Origin of the sequence: Alcanivorax sp. 1008 (assembly GCF_020667895.1) — a bacterium.
GTDB lineage: Bacteria > Pseudomonadota > Gammaproteobacteria > Pseudomonadales > Alcanivoracaceae > PGZG01.
This window is the reverse complement of the sequence record NZ_JAFMPS010000006.1, coordinates 163,321-185,588: the sequence shown is the minus strand read 5'-3', so window position 1 is coordinate 185,588 and position 22,268 is coordinate 163,321. Positions and strand designations below refer to the sequence as shown.

Annotated in this window: 18 protein-coding genes and 2 tRNA genes; 2 read left to right on the top strand and 18 right to left on the bottom strand. The window is 55.9% G+C overall.

Features of this window, described 5'->3' with window-relative positions:
• Nucleotides 1-1,169, top strand: a 1,169-nt coding sequence (locus tag J1C54_RS09590) for an acetate--CoA ligase (RefSeq protein ID WP_229146822.1), incomplete at its 5' end; no start/stop codon positions are given.
• Between the two features lie 92 nt (nucleotides 1,170-1,261).
• Here J1C54_RS09590 and pnp read toward each other — a convergent pair.
• The 15 genes from pnp to rlmE all read right to left on the bottom strand — a co-directional run bounded on the left by pnp (nucleotide 1,262) and on the right by rlmE (nucleotide 16,726).
• Nucleotides 1,262-3,367: a polyribonucleotide nucleotidyltransferase gene (gene pnp, locus J1C54_RS09585; RefSeq protein WP_229146820.1), complete on the bottom strand. Its 2,106-nt coding sequence runs from the start codon at nucleotides 3,365-3,367 to the stop codon at nucleotides 1,262-1,264.
• 180 nt (nucleotides 3,368-3,547) lie between these two features.
• Nucleotides 3,548-3,817 carry a 30S ribosomal protein S15 gene (gene rpsO, locus J1C54_RS09580; RefSeq protein ID WP_229146818.1) on the bottom strand — a complete coding sequence of 90 codons (270 nt, stop codon included), beginning with the start codon at nucleotides 3,815-3,817 and terminating at the stop codon, nucleotides 3,548-3,550.
• Nucleotides 3,818-3,907: 90 nt separating this feature from the next.
• Nucleotides 3,908-4,825: a tRNA pseudouridine(55) synthase TruB gene (gene truB / locus J1C54_RS09575; RefSeq protein WP_229146817.1), complete on the bottom strand. Its 918-nt coding sequence runs from the start codon at nucleotides 4,823-4,825 to the stop codon at nucleotides 3,908-3,910.
• A 6-nt stretch (nucleotides 4,826-4,831) separates the two neighbouring features.
• Nucleotides 4,832-5,263, bottom strand: a complete 432-nt coding sequence (gene rbfA, locus J1C54_RS09570) for a 30S ribosome-binding factor RbfA (RefSeq protein WP_229146816.1) — start codon at nucleotides 5,261-5,263, stop codon at nucleotides 4,832-4,834.
• Between the two features lie 2 nt (nucleotides 5,264-5,265).
• A complete protein-coding gene (infB, locus tag J1C54_RS09565) occupies nucleotides 5,266-7,995 on the bottom strand; it encodes a translation initiation factor IF-2 (protein WP_229146812.1) in 2,730 nt (909 codons plus the stop codon).
• Nucleotides 7,996-8,045: 50 nt separating this feature from the next.
• Complete coding sequence (nusA, locus tag J1C54_RS09560) at nucleotides 8,046-9,557, bottom strand: transcription termination factor NusA (RefSeq protein ID WP_229146810.1); 1,512 nt, start codon at nucleotides 9,555-9,557, stop codon at nucleotides 8,046-8,048.
• A gap of 48 nt (nucleotides 9,558-9,605) precedes the next feature.
• Entirely contained in the window at nucleotides 9,606-10,067 is a 462-nt protein-coding gene (rimP, locus tag J1C54_RS09555; RefSeq protein WP_229146807.1) for a ribosome maturation factor RimP, read from the bottom strand.
• Between the two features lie 161 nt (nucleotides 10,068-10,228).
• Nucleotides 10,229-10,305, bottom strand: a tRNA-Met gene (locus J1C54_RS09550).
• A 289-nt stretch (nucleotides 10,306-10,594) separates the two neighbouring features.
• A tRNA-Leu gene (locus J1C54_RS09545) sits at nucleotides 10,595-10,680 on the bottom strand.
• A gap of 7 nt (nucleotides 10,681-10,687) precedes the next feature.
• A complete protein-coding gene (gene secG, locus J1C54_RS09540) occupies nucleotides 10,688-11,077 on the bottom strand; it encodes a preprotein translocase subunit SecG (RefSeq protein ID WP_229146805.1) in 390 nt (129 codons plus the stop codon).
• Between the two features lie 12 nt (nucleotides 11,078-11,089).
• Nucleotides 11,090-11,845, bottom strand: a complete 756-nt coding sequence (gene tpiA / locus J1C54_RS09535) for a triose-phosphate isomerase (RefSeq protein WP_229146804.1) — start codon at nucleotides 11,843-11,845, stop codon at nucleotides 11,090-11,092.
• 60 nt (nucleotides 11,846-11,905) lie between these two features.
• On the bottom strand, nucleotides 11,906-13,255 hold the full coding sequence (gene glmM / locus J1C54_RS09530; RefSeq protein WP_229146803.1) for a phosphoglucosamine mutase: 1,350 nt from the start codon (nucleotides 13,253-13,255) through the stop codon (nucleotides 11,906-11,908).
• A complete protein-coding gene (folP, locus tag J1C54_RS09525; protein ID WP_370635639.1) occupies nucleotides 13,252-14,061 on the bottom strand; it encodes a dihydropteroate synthase in 810 nt (269 codons plus the stop codon). The genes glmM and folP overlap by 4 nt, the downstream gene beginning before the upstream one ends.
• 41 nt (nucleotides 14,062-14,102) lie before the next feature.
• Entirely contained in the window at nucleotides 14,103-16,037 is a 1,935-nt protein-coding gene (ftsH, locus tag J1C54_RS09520) for an ATP-dependent zinc metalloprotease FtsH (protein ID WP_229146837.1), read from the bottom strand.
• Nucleotides 16,038-16,102: 65 nt separating this feature from the next.
• Nucleotides 16,103-16,726: a 23S rRNA (uridine(2552)-2'-O)-methyltransferase RlmE gene (gene rlmE, locus J1C54_RS09515; protein ID WP_229146799.1), complete on the bottom strand. Its 624-nt coding sequence runs from the start codon at nucleotides 16,724-16,726 to the stop codon at nucleotides 16,103-16,105.
• 101 nt (nucleotides 16,727-16,827) lie between these two features.
• Between rlmE and yhbY the strand changes: the two genes are divergently transcribed.
• Entirely contained in the window at nucleotides 16,828-17,142 is a 315-nt protein-coding gene (gene yhbY, locus J1C54_RS09510; RefSeq protein ID WP_255612594.1) for a ribosome assembly RNA-binding protein YhbY, read from the top strand.
• A gap of 60 nt (nucleotides 17,143-17,202) precedes the next feature.
• Here yhbY and greA read toward each other — a convergent pair whose 3' ends face one another.
• The 3 genes from greA to carA are packed head-to-tail and all read right to left on the bottom strand — an operon-like array spanning nucleotide 17,203 to nucleotide 22,091.
• The gene (gene greA, locus J1C54_RS09505; RefSeq protein WP_229146798.1) at nucleotides 17,203-17,679 is read right to left on the bottom strand and encodes a transcription elongation factor GreA; all 477 of its coding nucleotides are present in this window, start codon (nucleotides 17,677-17,679) and stop codon (nucleotides 17,203-17,205) included.
• Nucleotides 17,680-17,681: 2 nt separating this feature from the next.
• Nucleotides 17,682-20,906 (bottom strand): carbamoyl-phosphate synthase large subunit, encoded by a 3,225-nt coding sequence (gene carB / locus J1C54_RS09500; RefSeq protein ID WP_229146796.1) that lies wholly within the window; start codon nucleotides 20,904-20,906, stop codon nucleotides 17,682-17,684.
• Between the two features lie 57 nt (nucleotides 20,907-20,963).
• On the bottom strand, nucleotides 20,964-22,091 hold the full coding sequence (gene carA, locus J1C54_RS09495) for a glutamine-hydrolyzing carbamoyl-phosphate synthase small subunit (RefSeq protein WP_229146793.1): 1,128 nt from the start codon (nucleotides 22,089-22,091) through the stop codon (nucleotides 20,964-20,966).
• Between the last annotated feature and the right edge of the window lie 177 nt (nucleotides 22,092-22,268).

Below are 22,268 nucleotides of genomic sequence, written 5' to 3'. Positions count from 1 at the left end.
CAGGCTCTACAGGCAAACCAAAGGGCGTACTACACACCACCGCCGGATATCTGCTTGGTGCCACACTGACCCACAAATATGTGTTCGATTATCACGACGGTGACATCTACTGGTGCACCGCAGATGTCGGTTGGGTGACGGGGCACAGCTATATCGTTTATGGCCCACTAGCCAACGGCGCGACAACACTGATGTTCGAGGGAGTACCGACCTACCCTGATGCATCTCGCTGCTGGCAGGTGATCGACAAACATCAGGTCAACATCTTCTACACTGCTCCCACTGCAATACGTGCATTAATGGGTGCCGGCGATGCATTGGTTGAAAAGACCTCACGCGCCAGCCTGAAACTACTGGGCAGTGTTGGCGAGCCAATCAACCCTGAAGCCTGGGAGTGGTATCACCGAGTAGTAGGAGATGGCCGCTGCCCCATTGTCGACACCTGGTGGCAGACAGAAACCGGCTCCATCCTGATTTCACCCCTGCCCGGCGTGACTGATATGAAACCAGGCTCCGCCACCCTGCCCATGTTTGGCGTAGAGCCGGCTCTAATGGACGAAAATGGCAATGAACTCAGCGGCGCAACCAGTGGCAACCTGATAATCAAGCGCAGTTGGCCAAGCCAGATTCGCAGCATTTATGGTGATCATCAGCGCATGCTGGAAACCTATTTCTCCACCTATAAGGGCAACTACTTTACCGGCGACGGCGCCCGCCGCGATGAAGACGGCTACTACTGGATTACCGGCCGGGTCGACGATGTCCTGAACATCTCCGGCCACCGTCTTGGCACAGCGGAGGTCGAGTCAGCACTGGTGCTGCATAGCGCCATTTCTGAAGCCGCCGTAGTTGGCTATCCACACGACATTAAGGGTCAGGGAATTTATGCCTATGTGGCATTAATGAACGGTGTCACGCCGAATGAAGGACTGGTTGCTGAGCTACGCAATCTGGTAGCAAAAGAAATTGGAGCAATTGCCAAGCCAGACTTGATTCATATAGCGCCCGGCCTGCCCAAGACTCGCTCCGGTAAGATCATGCGCCGCATCCTGCGCAAGATCGCCGCCAACGAGCTGGATACCCTGGGTGACACCTCAACGCTGGCCGACCCCGCAGTTGTGGACCAGCTGATTTCTGGCAGGATGAACAGCGGCACAGCAAATAACTGAGCTAGACCATATTGGCTTCAGTGCACTTTGTTGTGCACAAATAAAAAGCCCCGGAAGACCGGGGCTTTTTATTTTTAGCATCACTCTGGCAATCAGCCTTCGCTGGCTTCCAGCTGAGCTTCTTTCATTGACAGCTTGATACGGCCACGCTGGTCCACATCCAGAACCTTGACCTTGATCATGTCGCCTTCCTTGACGTAATCGCTGACCTTTTCTACACGCTCCTGAGCGATCTGGGAGATATGCAGAAGGCCTTCAGTGCCGGGCATGATTTCAACGAAAGCGCCAAAATCAACCACGCGGGTCACACGCCCTTCATAGATCTCGCCAACTTCTGGCTCAGCCGTAATCTCTTCGATGCGCCGCACCGCGTCCAGCGCTGATTCACGGGTAGCGCCATACACTTTGATGGAGCCATCATCATTGATATCAATGTTGGCACCAGTAGCTTCAGTCAACGCACGAATCGTCGCACCGCCCTTGCCGATCACGTCGCGAATCTTCTCAGCGTTGATTTTGATGGTAATCAGGGTCGGGGCATTCTCGCTCAGCTCGCTACGCGGCACCGACATGGTCTTGGCCATTTCGCCAAGAATATGCATGCGACCTTCGCGGGCCTGATTGAGGGCCACTTCCATGATTTCCTCGTTAATCCCTTCGATTTTGATGTCCATCTGCAGGGCAGTTACGCCATTAGCAGTACCGGCCACCTTGAAGTCCATATCGCCGAGATGATCTTCGTCACCGAGGATGTCAGACAGCACGGCAAAGCGGCCGTCTTCTTCCTTCACCAAGCCCATGGCAATACCAGCTACCGGAGCCTTGATTGGTACACCTGCATCCATCAGAGCCAGCGAGGTGCCGCACACTGATGCCATCGAGGAGGAACCATTCGACTCGGTGATTTCCGATACAACCCGGATGGCATACGGAAAGGTTGCTTCATCCGGCAGCACCGCTTGAACGCCACGACGAGCGAGGCGGCCGTGACCGATTTCACGACGCTTAGGGCTACCAACCATTCCGGTTTCACCGACACAGAAAGGAGGGAAGTTGTAATGCAGCATAAAACGATCAGTGCGTGAACCTTCCAGAGCATCAATGTTCTGGGCATCGCGCATGCCACCCAGCGTGGCCGCCACAATGGCCTGAGTTTCGCCACGGGTGAACAGGGCAGAGCCGTGGGTCTTCGGCAATACCGTCACTTCAGTTTCAATGCGCCGCACAGTTTTCAGATCACGGCCGTCAATACGCGGCTTACCATCCAGAATGGCATCACGCACGGTACGGTATTCCAGCTCGGAGAACTGCTTGGAGACCGCGCCCTTCTCCGGGGCACCATCTTCACCGGTAACCAGTGCTTCGATTACGGCAGCCTTAAGTTCGCCGATACGGGTATAACGCTCCTTCTTGTCTGTAATGCTGTAAGCAGCAGCCAGATCTGCACCAACCTTTGCCTTGACCGCATCGTAGACAGCGGTATCTGCAGCAGGCGCCTGCCACTCCCACTGCGGAGTTCCCACTTCAGCAGCAAAGTCACGCACGGCATTAACCACTGCCTGCATCTCCAGGTGACCAAACAGCACTGCGCCAAGCATCTGGTCTTCGCTGAGCTCTTTGGCCTCGGACTCAACCATCAGCACTGCTTTCTCGGTGCCGGCCACAACCAGATCCAGTGCTGAAGTCTTCAGCTCGCTATAGGTCGGGTTCAGCACGTACATATCGTCAATGAAGCCAACACGAGCAGCACCGATCGGGCCATTAAAAGGAATGCCAGAAATCGCCAGCGCCGCAGAAGTACCAATCATGGCAGCGATATCCGGATCAGCATCTTTGCTCGCCGACATAACGGTGGCGATAACCTGAACTTCATTCATGAAGCCTTCTGGAAACAGCGGACGAATCGGCCGATCGATCAGCCGGCTGGTCAGCGTCTCCTTCTCGGAGGGACGACCTTCACGCTTAAAAAAACCGCCCGGGATGCGGCCGGCGGCGTAGGTCTTTTCCTGATAATTGACGGTTAGCGGGAAGAAGCCCTTAGAAGGATCTGCTTCTTTCTTGCCAACCACGGTGACAAGCACGGCGGTCTCGCCGATGGTGACCATGACAGCACCGGTAGCCTGACGGGCAATACGACCGGTTTCCAAAACCACGGTGTCACGGCCAAACTGGAATTCCTTGCGAACGATCTTGAACATGTCTTCTCTTCTCTCGGTTTCTTTGTTAGTTGCTTTTCACATTAGCCTGAGGCGTGCGCTGGGGATGATACGGCAAAGGTGGCCTTTTTTCACCCGTTATCCAGCGGCCAACGCCAGCCCCAAAACGACAAAAGCCCGGCATGCCGGGCTTTTGCGTGATACGCATAAGGGATTGGTCGATTAACGACGCAGGCCCAGACGCTCAATCAGGGTCAGGTAACGCTCACGGTCCTTACGGGCCAGATAATCCAGCAGCTTACGACGCTGGTTTACCATGCGGATCAGGCCACGACGGCTGTGGTGATCCTTCTTGTGCTCCTTGAAGTGACCCTGCAGGTAATTAATGTTGTGGGTCAGCAGAGCGACCTGAACTTCCGGTGAACCGGTGTCGCCATCTTTGCGGCCATATTCCTTAAGCAGGGTGGCCTTCTGTTCTACGGTTAATGCCATGTTACGTCTCCAATTAAATATGCGATTAAGGATTCACGGGCAGCCGCGCATATTTACAGCTGTCGTGATGTGCCAGTCATGAGGATGAGCTCATGCCTCGGCTACCAGGCGACGGGGTGCAATACGCCCGTCCTCCAGTATTTCTCCAACCCCCAGAAAACGCTTGCCTGAGGCTTGATAAAGACTTACCCAACCCTCTCGCGGTCGGTCGCTAGCCATCACCGCCTGACCCTGCATCAGATAGAACGCAGCATTGTCACCCAGTTCAACGGCCGGCCAGTCTGCCACGGATGTAGATAAAGGCAAGAGCTGTTCGTCGATTGCTTCAAAACCACCCTGTTCCTTCATGGCGCCAAGTTGGTCCAGCGTGAGCATCCGGTCAGCCGGATAGGGACCTGCAGACAGTCGCCGCAGAGACTGAACGTGGCCACCACAACCCAGCTTTTCGCCAAGGTCCTCCACTAGCGAGCGCACATAGGTTCCCTTGCTACAGGCCACCTCAAAGTCCAGCTCGTCAGCGCGCACATCCAGTACCGATATTCGGTGAATGGTCACCCGGCGCACCTTGCGCTCCACCTCAATGCCCTGACGCGCCAACTTATAAAGCGGCTGGCCATTATGCTTGATGGCCGAAAACATGGATGGTGTCTGCTCAATTTCGCCGACAAACTCCATCAGTGCCGCTGTGATAGTTGCTGCATCGGAGGTCACTGGAGCCTCACGTACCACCTGGCCATCCGCATCACCAGTATCAGTAACCACGCCAAGCTTGGCGGTGACCAGATAGCTCTTGTCGGCATCAAGCAGAAACTGGCTGAACTTGGTGGCCTCGCCGAAACAGATCGGCAGCATGCCGGTTGCCAACGGATCGAGGCTGCCGGTATGCCCTGCCTTGGCCGCAGCGAACATGCGCTTTACGGTCTGCAAAGCTCCATTACTGGTAACCCCGGCGGGCTTATCGAGCAACAGGATACCGTTGACCGCACGGCCACGATGACGTTTCGCCAAGTGAGATTACTCCTGCTCGTCCAGAGAGTCCGGGTCATCAAGCCTGTCCGGATCCTGCGGATGCATACTGTCTTCGTGCAACGCCTTCTGGATCAGCGCCGAGATTTCAATGGCGCGCTCAGGCAGGTCGTCATAGTGGAAGCGCAACCGTGGCGTGGTGCGGGTGTTAAGCACCTGGGCCAGCTCGGTACGGAAAAAGCCGGCCGCATTATTGAGCACTTGCTGCGCATTACGGCCTTCCTCGGCACCCTCACCCAGCAGGGTAAAGTAGACGTCCGCCCAACCAAGGTCCTTGGCCACACGGACGTCCTGCACAGTGACGTTACCGATACGAGGGTCTTTCATTTCCTCGCGAAACAGCCGCGCCAGCTCCCGCTGAATATGATCGGCGATCCGGTCGGTGCGCTGGAAGCCCTGCGGGCGGCGATGTCTCGTCATGATTAAAGCGTGCGAGCTATCTCGCGCACCTCAAACACTTCGATCTTGTCACCTTCGCGAACATCATTGTAACTCTTCACCGCAAGACCGCATTCCATGCCATTACGCACTTCAGCAACGTCTTCCTTGAACCGGCGCAGCGACTCCAGGGAGCCTTCAAATACCACCACGTCGTCACGCAGGACTCGGATTGGACGGTTTCGATACAAAGTACCCTCGATCACCATACAGCCCGCAACCGCACCAAACTTGGATGAACGGAATACATCGCGCACCTGGGCAACGCCAAGGATCTCCTCACGGCGCTCCGGCGCCAGCAGGCCAGACATTGCCTTTTTAACATCATCAATCATCTCGTAGATGATCGAGTAGTAACGCAGGTCAATACCTTCGCGCTCGCATAACTTCTTGGCAGCAGAATCCGCTCGAACATTAAAACCAAGCAGAACGCCGGACGAAGTCATTGCCAGGTTAACGTCGGACTCATTAATCGCGCCGACGCCACCAGAGATAATATTGACCTTCACTTCATCGGTAGACAAATCATTCAGTGCACCCATGATCGCTTCCAGCGAACCACGTACATCCGCCTTCAGAACAATATTGACCTGCTTCTGCTCGGCAGTATCCATGGTGGCAAACACGTTCTCTAGCTTGGATGTTTGCTGACGCTTGAGCTTGGTATCACGCTCCCGGTTCTGGCGAGACTCAGCCACTTCACGGGCCTTGCGCTCATCTGGCACAACGAGAAACTGTTCGCCAGCATCCGCAGCGCCATCCATACCCAGAACTTCTACCGGAATCGACGGGCCAGCAGACTTAATCGGCTTGCCATTTTCGTCGTTCATTGCCCGGACACGGCCAAAGTTGCCACCGGCCAGCAGAATGTCACCAATCTTCAGCTCGCCTTCCTGCACCAACACTGATGAAACGGCACCGCGGCCTTTCTCAATGCGGGACTCAATCACCACACCACGGGCTGCACCGGTGGGACAGGCCTGCAACTCAAGCAGCTCCGCCTGAATCAGAATCGCATCAAGCAAGTCATCAATACCAAGACCGGTGTGAGCAGATACATAGCGGAACTGATACTCGCCACCCCACTCTTCCGAGATCACCTCATGCTGGGACAGCTCACTCTTGACTCGCTCGATATCGGCGCCTTCTTTGTCCATCTTGTTGACGGCAACAATAACCGGCACACCGGCAGCTTTGGCGTGATTGATTGCTTCCACGGTCTGCGGCATAACGCCGTCATCGGCGGCTACAACAATAATGACAATATCAGTGGCCTTTGCACCGCGAGCCCGCATAGCAGTAAACGCAGCATGCCCGGGGGTGTCGAGGAAAGTGATCATGCCCTTGTCAGTAGTCACATGATAGGCGCCGATATGCTGGGTAATACCACCCGCTTCGCCCTCTGCCACTTTAGCGCGACGAATATAGTCGAGCAGAGAAGTCTTGCCGTGATCAACATGACCCATGATGGTTACTACAGGCGCGCGCGCCACCTGATCACCCGAGGATGGCATCAAGCTGACGAGATCATCTTCCAGCGTAGCATGGGTGTCCTTAACAGCCTTCGGCGTGTGGCCCATTTCCTCCACCAACAGCATCGCCGTTTCCTGATCGATATGCTGGTTCACGGTGGCCATTTCGCCCATCTGCATCAAAGTCTTCAATACTTCGCGGGCTTTCACGCTCATGCGCTGAGCAAGATCAGCAACAGTAATGGTCTCTGGAACTTCAACGTCGTAAACCATCTTCTCCGTCGGGCTTTTGAAGCCATGCTGTTTGTGGAATGAACTTTTCATCTGGCCGTGAGCTACCACAGGCATATTGCCCTCTCGCTCTTTACCGCCTGGCTTACGGCGACGGCGCTTGGATGAACGTTCTTCATCACGCCAGCTGGCCTCCATCGCTTCAACTACGATGCTGGCGCCGGAATCATCTTCTTCTTCGCGGGCAGGCTGTTCGCCTTCACCACGCTTTTCCAACTCGGCAGCAAGACGGAGAGCTTCCTCTGAGGTGCGGCGGGCCGCCTCCTCTTCAGCCTTGCGACGGGCTTCTGCCTCCACCTTACGACGGGCCTCTTCAGCCTCGCGCTTGCGCTTTTCTTCAGCTTCACGCTCGGCGCGCTGTTCAGGGGTTTCATTGATGACTTTTTCTTCAGTCTTTTTGCCACCCACTTTCGGCACGTGCAAACGCTTGGCTTTTTCTTCCGCTGCTTTGCGCACCTTATCTTCAGCTTCTCGCTGCGCTTCCGGCGTCATTGCGGCGCGCTCAGCTTCCTCGCGCTGACGACGGGCAGCATCTTCATCTGCCTGGCGACGGGCTTCTTCTGCTGCCTTGCGGGCTGCTTCTTCAGCCGCAATGCGCTCTGCCTCTAAACGCTCCTGTTCTTCGCGCTCTCGCTCTTCAGCTTCCAGCACTTCACGCTTAACGTAGGTGCGCTTCTTACGTACCTCTACGGCCACCGTCTTGGCTTTGCCAGAAGTGCCCGTGGTCTTGATGGTGCTGGTGGTTTTTCGTGTCAGGGTAATCTTCTTCGGCTCGGCCTCAGCCCCGCCGTGAGATTTACGCAGGTGAGCCAGAAGCTGCTGCTTCTGCTCATCAGATACACCTTCGTCTGCTGCCTTGTGAGGCAACCCAGCATCACTCATCTGCGTTAGCAAGGTATCAACCGGTGTACCTACCAGCTCTGCCAACTTCTGAACCGTCGTTTCTGCCATATCCCAACCTTGCTCCTGTTCGTTTCGTCACTTACCGGCCCTACTGCGAATTATTGGCCGGCAGCTTCCTCATTCTCGAACCAGGGCGCACGCGCCGTCATGATTAGCTCTGCAGCACGTTGTTCGTCCATCCCGTCAACTTCAAGCAGGTCATCCACCGCCTGCTCGGCGAGATCTTCCATTGTCACGATACCCCGAGATGCCAGCTCTACCGCCAGCTTACGATCCATGCCATCCATATTCAGCAGGTCGTCCGCAGGGCCGGCATTTTCCAGCTGCTCTTCAGATGCCAGGGCACGAGTCAACAACACGTCTTTGGCTCGCTGACGAAGAGCTTCGACAATTTCTTCATCGAATCCGTCAATGCCAAGCATTTCTTCAACCGGCACGTAGGCAACTTCTTCAAGTGTGGTAAAGCCTTCCGCCACCAATACTTCTGCAATATCTTCGTCAACGTCCAGCTCGCGAATAAACACATCCATGGACTGCTGTGCTTCTTCTTCCTGCTTTTCCTGAGCCTTGTCGAGAGTCATCACATTCAACTCCCAGCCAGTCAGCTCAGATGCCAAACGGATATTCTGACCACCACGGCCAATGGCCTGAGCCAACGCGGACTCATCTTCCACCGCAACGTCCATGGAGTGCTTTTCTTCATCGACGACGATGGAGGCTACTTCTGCAGGCTGCATCGCATTGATTACAAGCTGCGCCGGATTGTCATCCCACTGGATAATATCAACCCGCTCACCTGCCAGCTCATTGGAAACCGCCTGAACACGTGCACCACGCATACCTACGCAAGCACCGATTGGATCAATGCGCTGGTCGTTAGTCTTGACCGCAATTTTTGCTCGAGCCCCTGGATCACGGGCTGCGCCTTTGATCTCGATAAGCTCTTCCCCGATCTCCGGAACCTCAATCTTGAACAGCTCGATAAGCATTTCAGGACAAGCGCGGCTAGCGAAAAGCTGCGGGCCACGGTTCTCTTCATTCACTCCGAGCAGATAAGCACGCAAGCGATCATTTTGACGCACCATTTCACGGGGAATCATATGCTCGCGAGTGATCAGGGCCTCGGCATTGCCACCAAGATCCAAAATGATGCTATCGCGGGTAACTTTCTTGACGATGCCACTGATCAGTTCGCCGATACGCGGCCGATACTCTTCAACGATCTGGGCACGCTCGGCCTCGCGCACTTTCTGCACGATAACTTGCTTGGCTGCCTGAGCGCCGATCCGGCCGAAGGCAACCGACTCTACTTCCTCTTCCCAGACATCGCCAAGCTGCAGCTTGGGATCTTTCTCGTGGGCCTCATCGAGAGTCAGCTGACGGCCAAATTCGTAAAGTTCTTCATCCGGCACGACATGCCAGACCCGGTAAGAGCGGTAGCCGCCCGTCACCCGGTCAATTTTGACACGTATCTCAACGTCTTCCTCTTCGTGGAAACGCTTGCGCGTCGCCGCTGCCAGAGCAAGCTCAATGGCTTCAAAAATGACGTCACGGCTGACGCCCTTTTCATTTGATACAGATTCTGCAACTAACAGGATTTCTTTGTTCATGGCCAAGCCTTTACAAAGACAAACAGTCCTTGGACGACACCGGGACAATCAGTCGAATTTTGCGACCAGATTTGCCCGATCCACCTGTGCGAAAGGCACTCGCAGTGCCTCGCCTTTTACGTCCAACAGCACGTCATCACCCTCAATAGCAGTGAGCGTTGCTGTCAGACGCCGCTTGCCCGCCACCGGGGCCAACAAACGAATCTGGATATCTTCGCCAGCATAACGGGCCCACTGCTCAATGGTGAACAACGGCCGCTCCATGCCTGGAGAAGATACTTCAAGGTTGTACTCACCAGAAATTGGGTCCTCGACATCGAGCACTCCGCTTACCTGGTGACTGACTAAAGCACAGTCGTCAACACTGATGCCTTCGTCTGAATCACGATCAATATAAATACGCAATGTCGCTCCGCGGCCCTGAATATATTCAAGCCCCCAAAACTCATAACCGAGGCTCTCCACCACCGGTTGCAACATTGCCTGAATTTCGTCGCTTCTGCGTGACACAGCTCACCCAAACGCCAAAAACAAAAAATGGGCGCAACGCCCATTTCACGTTGCGAACCCGCTGACTGAGGCAGCCGGCCCGCAAGACAAAAAAGCCCCTGCAAGAGGGGCTTTGGTAATACCAGGCCGCCTGCCAAACAGAACCGCAGACTTCCTCTGTTTGGTAGCGGGGGCAGGATTCGAACCTACGACCTTCGGGTTATGAGCCCGACGAGCTACCAGACTGCTCCACCCCGCAACTTAACTTGATGCCATTTTTACGCCCCGCATCGGGCGATTACCTATTCGGATGCGCACCCGAATCAGGTGCAGCACTATAGTTAGCTGACTTTGGACTGTCAATGTATATCAGACCATTTGGCCGCAGGCTCTGAGGAAAACCGCACAATCAGGCAGCCCCCATAAAGGCAGGACTGCATCGCAAATATGATCTGGAAGTGGCCGCCGGGGAGAGATCAGAGATCAGGCAACACCTCAGGCGAAAAACGGAAAAAGTAAAAAGGCGTCCATTGGACGCCTCTTAAGATTGGTGCCGAAGGCCGGACTCGAACCGGCACGGGCTGCGCCCACTACCCCCTCAAGATAGCGTGTCTACCAATTTCACCACTTCGGCTACGTGCTTACTCAACCACCGGCACATCAGAGGCCGGCGATTCTACCTCAACCTGCGGAACTTCTGCAGCGCTTTCTTCGACCACCGGCACCCCGGTATCGACCTGCGGAACTTCCTGTTGAATTTTCTGCAACGCCGGCAGCAGATCCCCATCTTCATTGGCAATCTGACGAGCCTGCCATGCCAGAGCCAAGCTGGTGAGCATAAATACTGCGGCCAAAATTGCTGTGGAGCGGGTCAAGAAATTTGCCGCACCGGCACTACCGAAGAAGCTCTGCGACGCACCGCCGCCAAATGAAGCGCCTGCATCGGCGCCCTTGCCATGCTGAATAAGCACCAGACCGATCAGGCCGAGAGCCGCAAGCACATGCACCACATGAAGAAAGATAATATCCATGACTGTCCGTTATTACGCTGTTGCCGCCTGACAAATGGCGAGGAATGTCTCTGCGTCAAGTGACGCCCCCCCGATTAGGCCGCCGTCAATATCAGCACCGGCGAAAAGGGACGCGGCATTATCCGCCTTTACACTGCCGCCGTAAAGAAGCCGTAACGATTCAGCCAGTTCAGCACCGAATGCGCCACTCAACCTGGCCCGAATATGCGCATGCACCGCCTGAGCCTGATCGGGAGAGGCGGTCATGCCTGTACCAATCGCCCAGACGGGCTCATAAGCGATAACCGCGCCCACCAACTGCGCCGCTGTAATCCGTGAAAAAACCGCCTCAAGCTGAGCATTAACCACCTGCTCAGTCCGTCCGGCCTCACGTTCAGCCAAAGTTTCGCCTATACAAAGTACCGGGCGCAGGCCCGCCTCCAGGGCCCGGCAGAACTTGTCTGCCACCTGAGCATTATCCTCGGCGAACAGGGTACGGCGCTCAGAATGACCAACAAGCACGTACTGGCAGCCAGCATCCACGAGCATTTCAGCGGACACCTCGCCCGTGAAAGCGCCATCGCTGGTTGCAGCAACGTTTTGTCCTGCAAAACAAACAGGGCTGCCTTTTGCGGCAGCAGCAACCGTATCAAGGTAGACCAGTGGCGGACACAACAGCACTTCGACACCAGCGGGAGCCCCTGCGGCAACTTCCGCCGCCAGCTGTGCAGCCATGGCGCGGCGGCCATTCATCTTCCAATTGCCGGCCACCAAGGGAATCCGGGTCATCTGTTTCTCCCTGTTTTCAGTGGCCGCGAAGGATAGCGACAGGTTTATCGTCCGACAACCTCAGGCGATGACTTCAGTAACCACGTCGGCGAGTGAGCGGCAAACCTGCTCCACCAGCGCCGCGTCCTCGCCCTCTACCATCACGCGCACCAGAGGCTCAGTACCAGAGGGCCGCAGCAGCACACGACCACGCCCTGCTAACTGATGATCCGCGTCGGCAAGGGCCTTCTTGATCCATTCATTCTGCATAAACCCTGTTCGATTTGGCCCGCGGACATTGATCATCACCTGAGGCACGGTTTTTAAGCCCGCCAGCGCCTCGCGTAACGAGCAGTCCTGACCAATTAGAGCCGACAACACCTGGAGCGCAGAGACAATACCGTCGCCGGTGCTGGTGCGATCAAGACAGACAATATGCCCAGAGGACTCGCCGCCCAGTGACCAGCCATGCCGGTCCAACGCCTCCATGACATAGCGGTCACCAACACCGGCGCGGTGGAACGGAATCTGCGCATCACTGAGCGCCAGCTCAAGGCCGAAGTTGCTCATCAACGTGCCAACCACCCCACCACACAATGCTCCGCGTCGCGCCCGATCCATTGCCAGCACATAAAGAAGCTGATCGCCATCTACCAGCTCGCCCTGATCATCCACCATCAAGACCCGATCCGCATCACCGTCCAGCGCGATGCCGAGATCTGCACGCACCTCAATTACTTTCTGTTGCAACACCTCAGGGTGGGTGCTGCCACAATCAAGATTGATATTGACGCCGTCCGGCTCCCTGCCAATGGCTATCACTTCGGCTCCCAACTCCTCAAACACATCTGGAGCAATGTGGTAACTGGCACCATGAGCACAATCAACCACAATGCGCAGCCCCTTCAGACTAAACGGATGCGGCACCGTGCTCTTGCAAAACTCGATATAGCGCCCGCGGGCGTCATTGATACGTCGAACCTTTCCAAGCCGATCTGCGCTAACCATGCGCATCGGCTCATCAAGCATGCGCTCAATCTCATACTCTACGTCATCCGCCAATTTTCGACCATCCGGACCAAAGAACTTGATGCCGTTGTCGGTATAGGGGTTGTGCGATGCAGAAATAACGATGCCCGCCTGAGCCCGGAAGGTGCGAGTCAGATAGGCGACTGCCGGAGTAGGCATGGGACCCAGCAGGCGCACATCAACGCCCGCAGAAGATATACCTGCCTCTAGAGTAGACTCGAAAATATAGCCGGAACTGCGGGTGTCCTTGCCAATTAATATCTTGTTTTCCAGCTCTTGGTCGCCGCGCGCCTGCATAACCTTGCCAACAGCCCAGCCAAGCTTGAGAACAAACTCAGGAGTAATTGGCAGGTGTCCGACCGGCCCACGAATACCATCTGTACCGAAGTACTTTCTTGTCATCCCTGCCCTGCCTCCACCTGATTAACAACCTGCAGCAATCGTAATGCATCCACAGTTTCAGCCACATCATGCACGCGAACAATCCGTGCGCCGCGCTGCGCAGCTAACAATGCAAGCACCACACTGCCAATCAGCCGATCTGCCACTGGCCGCTCCAGCAAACGACCGATCATTGATTTACGCGACAGCCCGGCCAGCACCGGCATACCACGAGCAGCAAGCTGGGGCAGCGAGGCCAGTAAGGCCAAATTGTGCTGATCGGTTTTGCCAAAACCGAACCCCGGATCCAGTACCAACTTACTACGCTCAATACCGGCAGCAACACAGGTGCCCACCCGCTCTGCCAGAAATGCCTCAACCTCCGCCACTACATCCGCATAGAGAGGCGCATGCTGCATAGTGCCGGGCTCGCCCTGCATATGCATCAGACACACGGCCAGCCCGGTAGCCGCTGCGGCCTGCAATGCACCGGGGCGAGTTAGAGCGCGGATATCGTTGATCATGCCAGCGCCCAGTGCCGCAGCTTCACGCATAACTTCTGGCGTGGAAGTATCAACAGAAATTACCGCATCGCATTCCGCAGCGACGGCCTCAACAGCAACCACCACCCGATCAAGCTCTTCGCCAACAGACACACTGGCGGCGCCAGGTCGGGTTGACTCACCACCAATATCAATGATCTTCGCGCCGGCCTGAATCATTGACTGGGCATGCATGAGCGCTGCATCACGGCCGAGGTAGCGCCCGCCATCTGAAAACGAATCGGGGGTGACATTCAGCACCCCCATAACGACAGGCGCGGACAAGTCCAGTGTCCGCGCCCCGCATTGCAATGTGTTATCGGTCATCAGTGTGTATTGGCTGGACCACCAATCGGCTTGTCATTGTCACGCCCCTCGTCATGGGCCTCCGACTCCTTGGTATCACCCGTCGCCGAACCACCCGAGGTGCCGCTGTCATTCCAGTCCTTTGGCGGACGGGGTGGCTTGCCAGACATAATGTCCTCGATCTGATCAGCATCAATGGTTTCATACTGCATCAGTGCCTGGGCCATGGCCTCGAGCTTGTCACGGTTTTCCTCAAGAATTTTTTGAGCGCGGCCATAGCACATGTCGATAATGGAGCGCACTTCGCGATCAATCTCTTCAGCGGTTTGCTCGGAAACGTGCTTGCTCTGGGTCACTGATTTACCCAGAAAAACTTCGCCTTCGTCTTCTTCGTAGGCCAGCGGGCCAAGTTTTGCCGACAAACCCCACTTGGTCACCATGGCCCGCGCCATTTTGGTAGCACGCTCAATATCGTTCGATGCTCCCGTGGTCACACCATCAACCCCCAGAGTCAACTCCTCTGCAATCCGACCACCAAAAAGGGAGGAAATCATGCTTTCCAGAGCACGCTTGGATTGTGAGTACTTGTCTTCCTCTGGCAGGTACATAGTCACACCCAATGCACGGCCACGGGGAATGATACTGACCTTGTACACCGGGTCATGTTCTGGCACCAGACGCCCAACAATGGCATGACCGGCTTCGTGGTATGCGGTGTTGAGCTTCTCCTTTTCATTCATGACCATGGAGCGTCGCTCCGCGCCCATCATGATTTTGTCTTTAGCCTTTTCGAACTCTTCCATGTTGACCACTCGCTTGTTGGCGCGAGCAGCGAACAAGGCGGCCTCATTAACCAGATTGGCAAGATCCGCCCCTGAGAAACCCGGGGTGCCACGGGCGATCAATGCTGGCTTAACGTCATCGGCAATCGGCACGCTGCGCATATGTACTTTCAGGATCTGCTCGCGGCCGCGCACATCTGGTAGCGGCACTACTACCTGACGGTCAAACCGTCCGGGGCGTAGCAAAGCAGCATCAAGCACATCAGGACGGTTGGTAGCAGCAATCACGATGACGCCTTCGGTGCCTTCAAAACCATCCATTTCCACCAGCAGCTGGTTCAAGGTCTGCTCACGCTCATCATGGCCACCACCTAAACCGGCACCACGGGAACGACCCACCGCATCAATTTCATCAATAAAGATGATGCAGGGCGCATGCTTCTTGGCCTGCTCGAACATATCGCGCACCCGGGATGCGCCAACACCGACAAACATTTCAACGAAATCAGAGCCAGAGATAGAGAAGAAAGGCACCTTGGCCTCGCCCGCAATGGCCTTGGCCAGCAGGGTTTTACCTGTACCGGGCGAACCGACCATCAACACGCCACGGGGGATTTTGCCGCCAAGACGCTGGAACTTGCCTGGATCACGTAGAAACTCGACCAGCTCCTGAACTTCTTCCTTGGCCTCTTCAACACCTGCAACATCGGCAAAGGTCGTCTTGATCTGGTCTTCGCCAAGCAGACGAGCGCGGCTCTTGCCGAAGGTCATAGGTCCCCCGGCGCCACCACGACCCCCTCCCTGCATCTGCCGCATAAAGAAGATAAAGATCGCCAGGATCAGCAGGATCGGCAGAATCGAGAGAAATAACTGGGTCAGGAAACCTTGACGCTCCGGCTCCTGACCAACAATAACCACACTGTTATTGTGCAGAGTCGGCAGCAGATCAAGATCCAGAATCGGTGGTTTGACCGTTTCAAAACGCCCACCACCAGACAGCTCACCTGCAATACGGGTGTCGTTGATAGTGACCTTGGCCACATCGCCATTCTCCACCCGGGTAATAAACTCGGAGTAATCCATGCGCTGGCTTACCGCCTGCGGGCTGATGCTCTGAGCAACCACATAAAGAACCCCGGCGATTACCAACCAGAGAAGGATATTGCGGGTCATGTCGTTCAAACTACACCTCTTGCCCGGTGCTGACCGGGAGATTCTGGGACATACGGATATCCAAATTACACCATTTTGAGGCCTGACCCCAGCAGATAGACCTCATTGGAGCGCGGCCGACTGGCCGCAGGCTTACGGGTTACCACGCTACGAAAGGTGTCGTGAAGAAGCCGTCGGAACTCCTCGATCCCCTCACCCTGGAACACCTTGACCAGAAACCGACCATCCGGTTCCAGTACTCGCGCCGCCATATCCAGCGCCAATTCCGCAAGATATATGGCGCGCGGCATGTCCACCGCACGGTTACCACTCATATTGGGGGCCATATCTGAAATAACAAGGTCTACCTTGCCACCACCGAGGGCGTCCAGCAGCTGCTGAAATACCTCATCCTCACGAAAATCCCCCTGGATAAAGGTCACCCCGGCCAAAGGCTCCATGGGCAGGATGTCTGAGGCCAGCACCAGGCCCTTGTCACCAACCAGACGGGCCGCCACCTGCGACCACCCTCCAGGTGCAGCACCAAGGTCCAACACCCGCATTCCCGGCCGCAGCAACTTATCCTTATCGTTGATTTCAAGGAGCTTGTAGCATGCCCGGGAGCGATAGCCCTCAGTCTGGGCTCGGGCCACCCAAGGGTCATCAAAATGCTCCTTGAGCCAGCGATCACTGCTTTTTGAACGTGCCATCGGTTACCGTATCGGGATTGCTTCGTGACAGTTAGAATAGCCGCCCTTTTCAACCAACGCATTGCTCATTGACCACGGGCTGCAACCTAGCGGAGAACATCATGCCCCTTAGCCCTCAGGACCGGAAGCGCCTGAAAGCCATCGGCCACCACCTCAATGCCATCCTGATCCTCGGCGACAAGGGCCTGAGCGAGAGCTTTATTGAGGAGCTAAACCTGCGCCTGGAGGATCATGAATTGATCAAGGTACGGGTAAATGCCGAAAGCCGTGAAGACCGGCATGGCATCGTGACAGCTCTTTGCGAAGCCGGCGAATGTGAGCTGGTACAGCTGATCGGCAAGATTGCCATACTGTATCGGCCCGCAAAGAAGCCAAACCCCAAGCTATCCAACCTGCTGCGTTTCTCAGCACGCTGATCCACCCCCCGTTGCGGCAGCGCACACGCTGCCGGCTTCGGGAGCCTGCCCGGCCAGACCTCAGATATGCTCTACCTTGTCGATCTCGTATTCGACCATGCCGCCGGGAGTATCGATTTCCACCGAGTCGCCTTCCATCTTGCCAAGCAAACCACGGGCAATGGGTGACCCTGCGGAGATTCGCCCCTGCTTGATATCTGCCTCGTCGTCGCCAACGATCCGGTAGGTCTTACTCTCATCCGTGTTGACGTTGATAATCGTCACGGTACAGCCAAACACTACCTTGCCGGTGTAGGGGATGCTGCGAATATCTATCACCTGAGAGGCAGACAGCTTGCCCTCAATATCTGCAATACGCCCCTCAATAAAACCCTGATCCTCACGCGCGGCATGATATTCAGCATTTTCCTTGAGATCGCCATGCTCACGTGCCTCAGCAATAGCCTTGGAAATACGCGGACGCTCGATTGTCTTCAGTCGCTGCAGCTCTTCCTCCAGCGACTTGGCACCTTCAATGGTCATGGGAAAGCGTTGCATAATTATGCTCCTGCCAGCTCGGCGTGCATGTCCTGCAAGCGCCGCACTTCAATTTCACCATCAATGGTCAACGACTGACACACTGCCTTGGCGGCTGCGATGGTGGTGGTATAGAAAACCTTACGCTGCAGCGCTGAGCGCCGAATGGCAAACGAATCCCTGATTGCCTGCTTGCCCTCGGTGGTATTAACGATCAAATCCACCTCGCCATTCTTGATCATATCGACGATATGGGGGCGACCTTCCAGCACCTTATTAACCGGCGAAACGCTAATGCCAGCCGCCTCAATAACCGCTGCAGTACCGCGAGTGGCCACCAGCTTGAAGCCGAGCTTGCTCAACTCGCGAGCCACTTCAACTGCACCTGCCTTGTCTACCTCGCGCACGGAAACAAACGCTGTGCCAGTGCGTGGAATACGCTCACCTGCACCCAGCGCCGCCTTGCCGTAGGCTTCTGCAAAAGTAGCCCCAACCCCCATTACCTCGCCGGTAGACTTCATTTCCGGCCCAAGAATGGGGTCCACTTTCTGGAACTTGGCAAACGGAAACACCGCTTCCTTGACGTGGAAGTTGGTCGGTACGATTTCCTTAGTGAAGTTCTGCTCCGCCAGACTGGTACCCGCCATGCAACGGGCCGCCACCTTAGCCAGCGACACGCCGATACACTTGGACACGAACGGCACGGTTCGCGAAGCACGAGGGTTCACCTCAAGCACATAAACTTCACCATCTTTTACCGCAAACTGGACATTCATCAGGCCAACGACGCCCAGCTCTCGGGCCATGGCGGCTGACTGCTCTCGCATAACATTCTGCAAGCCTTCGTCCAGCGCGTAGGGAGGCAACGAGCAAGCAGAGTCGCCAGAGTGCACACCGGCCTGCTCAATATGCTGCATGATCGCGCCAACCACTACATCCTTACCGTCAGACACCGCATCCACATCAGTTTCAATGGCGTCATCAAGAAAGCGATCCAGTAACACAGGTGAATCATTGGAAACCTTTACCGCGTTCTTCATGTAGTTACGCAGCTCGTCCTCGTTATAGACGATTTCCATGGCCCGGCCACCCAGCACATAGGAGGGGCGCACCACCAGCGGATAGCCGATCTCAGCCGCCAGTCGCACACCATCTTCGATGCTACGGGCAGTTCGGTTCGGCGGCTGTTTCAAGCCGAGCTTATTAACCATCTGCTGGAAACGCTCGCGATCCTCTGCTTCGTCAATTGCATCAGGACTGGTGCCGATAATCGGCACACCGGCGGCCTGCAATGCGCGAGCAAGCTTCAGCGGCGTCTGACCACCGTACTGGACGATGACACCCTTCGGCTTCTCGATATGACAAATTTCAAGTACGTCTTCCAATGTTACCGGCTCGAAGAACAGCCGATCGGAGGTGTCGTAGTCTGTGGACACAGTTTCCGGGTTGCAGTTAACCATGATGGTTTCGTAACCATCTTCGCGCATTGCCAGCGCGGCGTGTACACAGCAGTAATCAAACTCAATGCCCTGACCAATCCGGTTAGGGCCGCCACCCAGCACCATTATCTTGTCACGGCCAGACGGCTTCGCTTCGCACTCTTCGTCATAGGTCGAGTACATGTAGGCAGTATCAGTGGAAAACTCCGCGGCGCAGGTATCAACACGTTTGTATACCGGACGCACGCCGAACTCGTGCCGACGAGCACGCAGATCCGCTTCTTTGACACCGAGCAGACGGGCCAGACGGGCATCAGAGAAGCCCTTGCGCTTTAGACGATACAGGGTATCTCTATCCAGCTCCGTGTAGGTGGAAGATGCCAACACCTGCTCTTCGCGAATAAGATCTTCAATCTGCACCAAATACCAGTGGTCAATCTTGGTCAGTTGATACAGCTCTTCCACAGTAAAACCGGCGCGGAAAGCATCACCCAACACCCAAATGCGATCCGGACGGGGAGTCGCCAGCGCCTGCGCAACCTGCGTGCGCATATCGCCATCCGCGGGGTCAAGGGCTGGGTCAAAACCAGTGGAATCGGTTTCCAGCCCACGCAGTGCCTTCTGCATGGACTCCTGAAAGTTGCGGCCAATAGCCATCACTTCACCAACCGATTTCATCTGCGTGGTCAGCACCGGATCGGCTTCGGCAAATTTTTCAAAATTGAAGCGCGGAATCTTGGTAACCACGTAATCAATGGAGGGCTCAAAAGAAGCCGGAGTCTTACCGCCGGTAATGTCGTTCTGTAGCTCGTCCAGCGTATAGCCCACCGCCAGCTTGGCAGCCACTTTGGCGATCGGGAAACCAGTGGCCTTCGACGCTAGCGCCGAGGAACGGGATACACGCGGGTTCATTTCAATCACCACCATGCGACCGGTGTCAGGGCAGACACCGAACTGCACGTTGGATCCGCCAGTCTCCACGCCAATCTCACGCAGCACCGCCAACGAGGCGTTACGCATGATCTGGTATTCCTTGTCCGTCAGCGTTTGTGCCGGAGCAACGGTAATCGAATCGCCGGTGTGCACACCCATCGGGTCAAAGTTTTCGATTGAGCACACGATGATGCAGTTGTCCTTTTTGTCACGGACCACTTCCATCTCATACTCTTTCCAACCAAGCAGCGATTCGTCGATCAGCAACTCTTTGGTTGGCGAAAGATCCAGACCACGTTGGCAGATTTCCTCAAACTCCTCCCGGTTATAGGCAATGCCGCCACCCGAGCCACCCATGGTGAAACTGGGCCGAATAATGCAGGGGAAGCCGATGGAATCAAGCACCTGAAAAGCTTCTTCCATACTATGTGCGATGGCCGAGCGCGGGCACTCCAGACCAATCGACTTCATCGCCTTGTCAAATCGCTGACGGTCTTCGGCCTTGTCGATAGCGTCGGCATTGGCGCCGATCATTTCCACACCGTGCTTATCCAGTACACCATGGCGGGCCAGATCAAGGGCGCAGTTCAGCGCGGTCTGGCCGCCCATGGTCGGCAGCAGCGCGTGCGGCTTTTCTTTCTCGATGATTTTTTCCACCGTCTGCCAGGTGATTGGCTCGATGTACGTGGCATCCGCCATGGCCGGGTCGGTCATGATGGTGGCCGGGTTCGAATTCACCAGAATAACGCGGTAGCCTTCCTCGCGCAGCGCCTTGCAGGCCTGGGCTCCGGAGTAGTCAAACTCACAGGCCTGACCAATAACGATCGGGCCGGCGCCGATGATGAGGATGCTCTGGATATCAGTTCTTTTCGGCATGGTCTCTACCAGTCAATTCTGCAAACCCGCATGGCGGGATGTCTGACACAAGCAGCCTTATTTGGCCGCTTCCATCAGCTCGATAAAATGGTCAAACAGTGGCGCCGCATCATGCGGGCCGGGACTCGCTTCCGGATGACCCTGGAAGCTGAATGCCGGCTTGTCGGTGCGGTGAATGCCCTGCAGCGAACCGTCAAACAGCGACACATGAGTGGCTCGCAGATTTGCCGGCAGGCCCGTCTCAAGCACGGCAAAGCCGTGGTTCTGGCTGGTGATCATCACCACGTTGCGATCCAGATCCTTCACCGGGTGGTTGGCGCCATGGTGACCAAACTTCATCTTTCCGGTTTCCGCGCCGCTGGCCAGTGCCAGCAGCTGGTGTCCCAGGCAAATACCGAACACCGGCAGGCCGCTATCAACAATCACTTTGATCGCTTCAATGGCGTAATCACAGGGAGCCGGATCGCCCGGACCATTGGACAGGAACACGCCATCCGGCTTCATTGCCAACACTTCGCTGGCCGGAGTTTGTGCCGGCACCACGGTCAGGCGACAGCCACGGTCTGCCAGCATGCGCAGAATGTTGCGCTTGACGCCGTAGTCATAGGCCACCACGTGAAAGGGGGTCTCAGTCGGGGTGATATGGCCCTTGCCGAGCTGCCAACTTCCTTCAGTCCACTGATAGGCCTGATCGACTGATACCTCTTTAGCCAGATCCATGCCCTTCAAGCCGGGAAAGCCTTTGGCGGCCGCCAGAGCTTTAGCTTCATCAATGCTTTCGCCGGCAATGATGCAACCGTTCTGGGCGCCTTTTTCGCGCAGTATGCGGGTCAAGCGTCGGGTATCAATATCGGCAATGCCAACCACATTATGGCGCTTGAGATAGTCCGACAGGGACTCCTGCGAGCGGAAGTTGGATGCCACCATGGAAGCATCACGAATAATCAGGGCTTTCGCCCACACCCGGCTAGATTCCTCATCCTCGGCGTTAACGCCGACATTGCCGATATGGGGATAGGTCAGGGTGACCATCTGCGCGGCATAGGAGGGATCAGTCAGGATTTCCTGGTAGCCAGTTAGTGCGGTGTTGAAAACCACCTCACCCACCGCTTCACCGGTTGCACCAATAGCGACGCCGCGAAAGATGCTGCCGTCTTCCAGTGCGAGTAGGGCCGGGACCGTCAAGGCAACCTCCAGTGTGTGATTCAGAGCAGGATCAGCGAGCCGCGCGTACGTGCAAAAAAGCGAGATGGACTGCTCCATCTCGCTTTTTTGTCATTCTTGGCGCAGGCCGGATAGACCCTTGGGCGGGTGCGTATTGTAGGGACTGCCCCTCGCCATGTCACGGGTAAAAAGGCTGAT

Coding starts and splice junctions, on each gene's coding strand:
- pnp (WP_229146820.1), bottom strand. CDS start 3,367: ATGTTCAAGATCGTTCGCAAGGAATTCCAGTTTGGCCGTGACACCGTG.
- rpsO (WP_229146818.1), bottom strand. CDS start 3,817: ATGGCATTAACCGTAGAACAGAAGGCCACCCTGCTTAAGGAATATGGC.
- rbfA (WP_229146816.1), bottom strand. CDS start 5,263: ATGACGAGACATCGCCGCCCGCAGGGCTTCCAGCGCACCGACCGGATC.
- infB (WP_229146812.1), bottom strand. CDS start 7,995: ATGGCAGAAACGACGGTTCAGAAGTTGGCAGAGCTGGTAGGTACACCG.
- nusA (WP_229146810.1), bottom strand. CDS start 9,557: ATGAACAAAGAAATCCTGTTAGTTGCAGAATCTGTATCAAATGAAAAG.
- secG (WP_229146805.1), bottom strand. CDS start 11,077: ATGGATATTATCTTTCTTCATGTGGTGCATGTGCTTGCGGCTCTCGGC.
- tpiA (WP_229146804.1), bottom strand. CDS start 11,845: ATGACCCGGATTCCCTTGGTGGCCGGCAATTGGAAGATGAATGGCCGC.
- glmM (WP_229146803.1), bottom strand. CDS start 13,255: ATGACAAGAAAGTACTTCGGTACAGATGGTATTCGTGGGCCGGTCGGA.
- ftsH (WP_229146837.1), bottom strand. CDS start 16,037: ATGACCCGCAATATCCTTCTCTGGTTGGTAATCGCCGGGGTTCTTTAT.
- rlmE (WP_229146799.1), bottom strand. CDS start 16,726: ATGGCACGTTCAAAAAGCAGTGATCGCTGGCTCAAGGAGCATTTTGAT.
- yhbY (WP_255612594.1), top strand. CDS start 16,828: ATGCCCCTTAGCCCTCAGGACCGGAAGCGCCTGAAAGCCATCGGCCAC.
- greA (WP_229146798.1), bottom strand. CDS start 17,679: ATGCAACGCTTTCCCATGACCATTGAAGGTGCCAAGTCGCTGGAGGAA.
- carB (WP_229146796.1), bottom strand. CDS start 20,906: ATGCCGAAAAGAACTGATATCCAGAGCATCCTCATCATCGGCGCCGGC.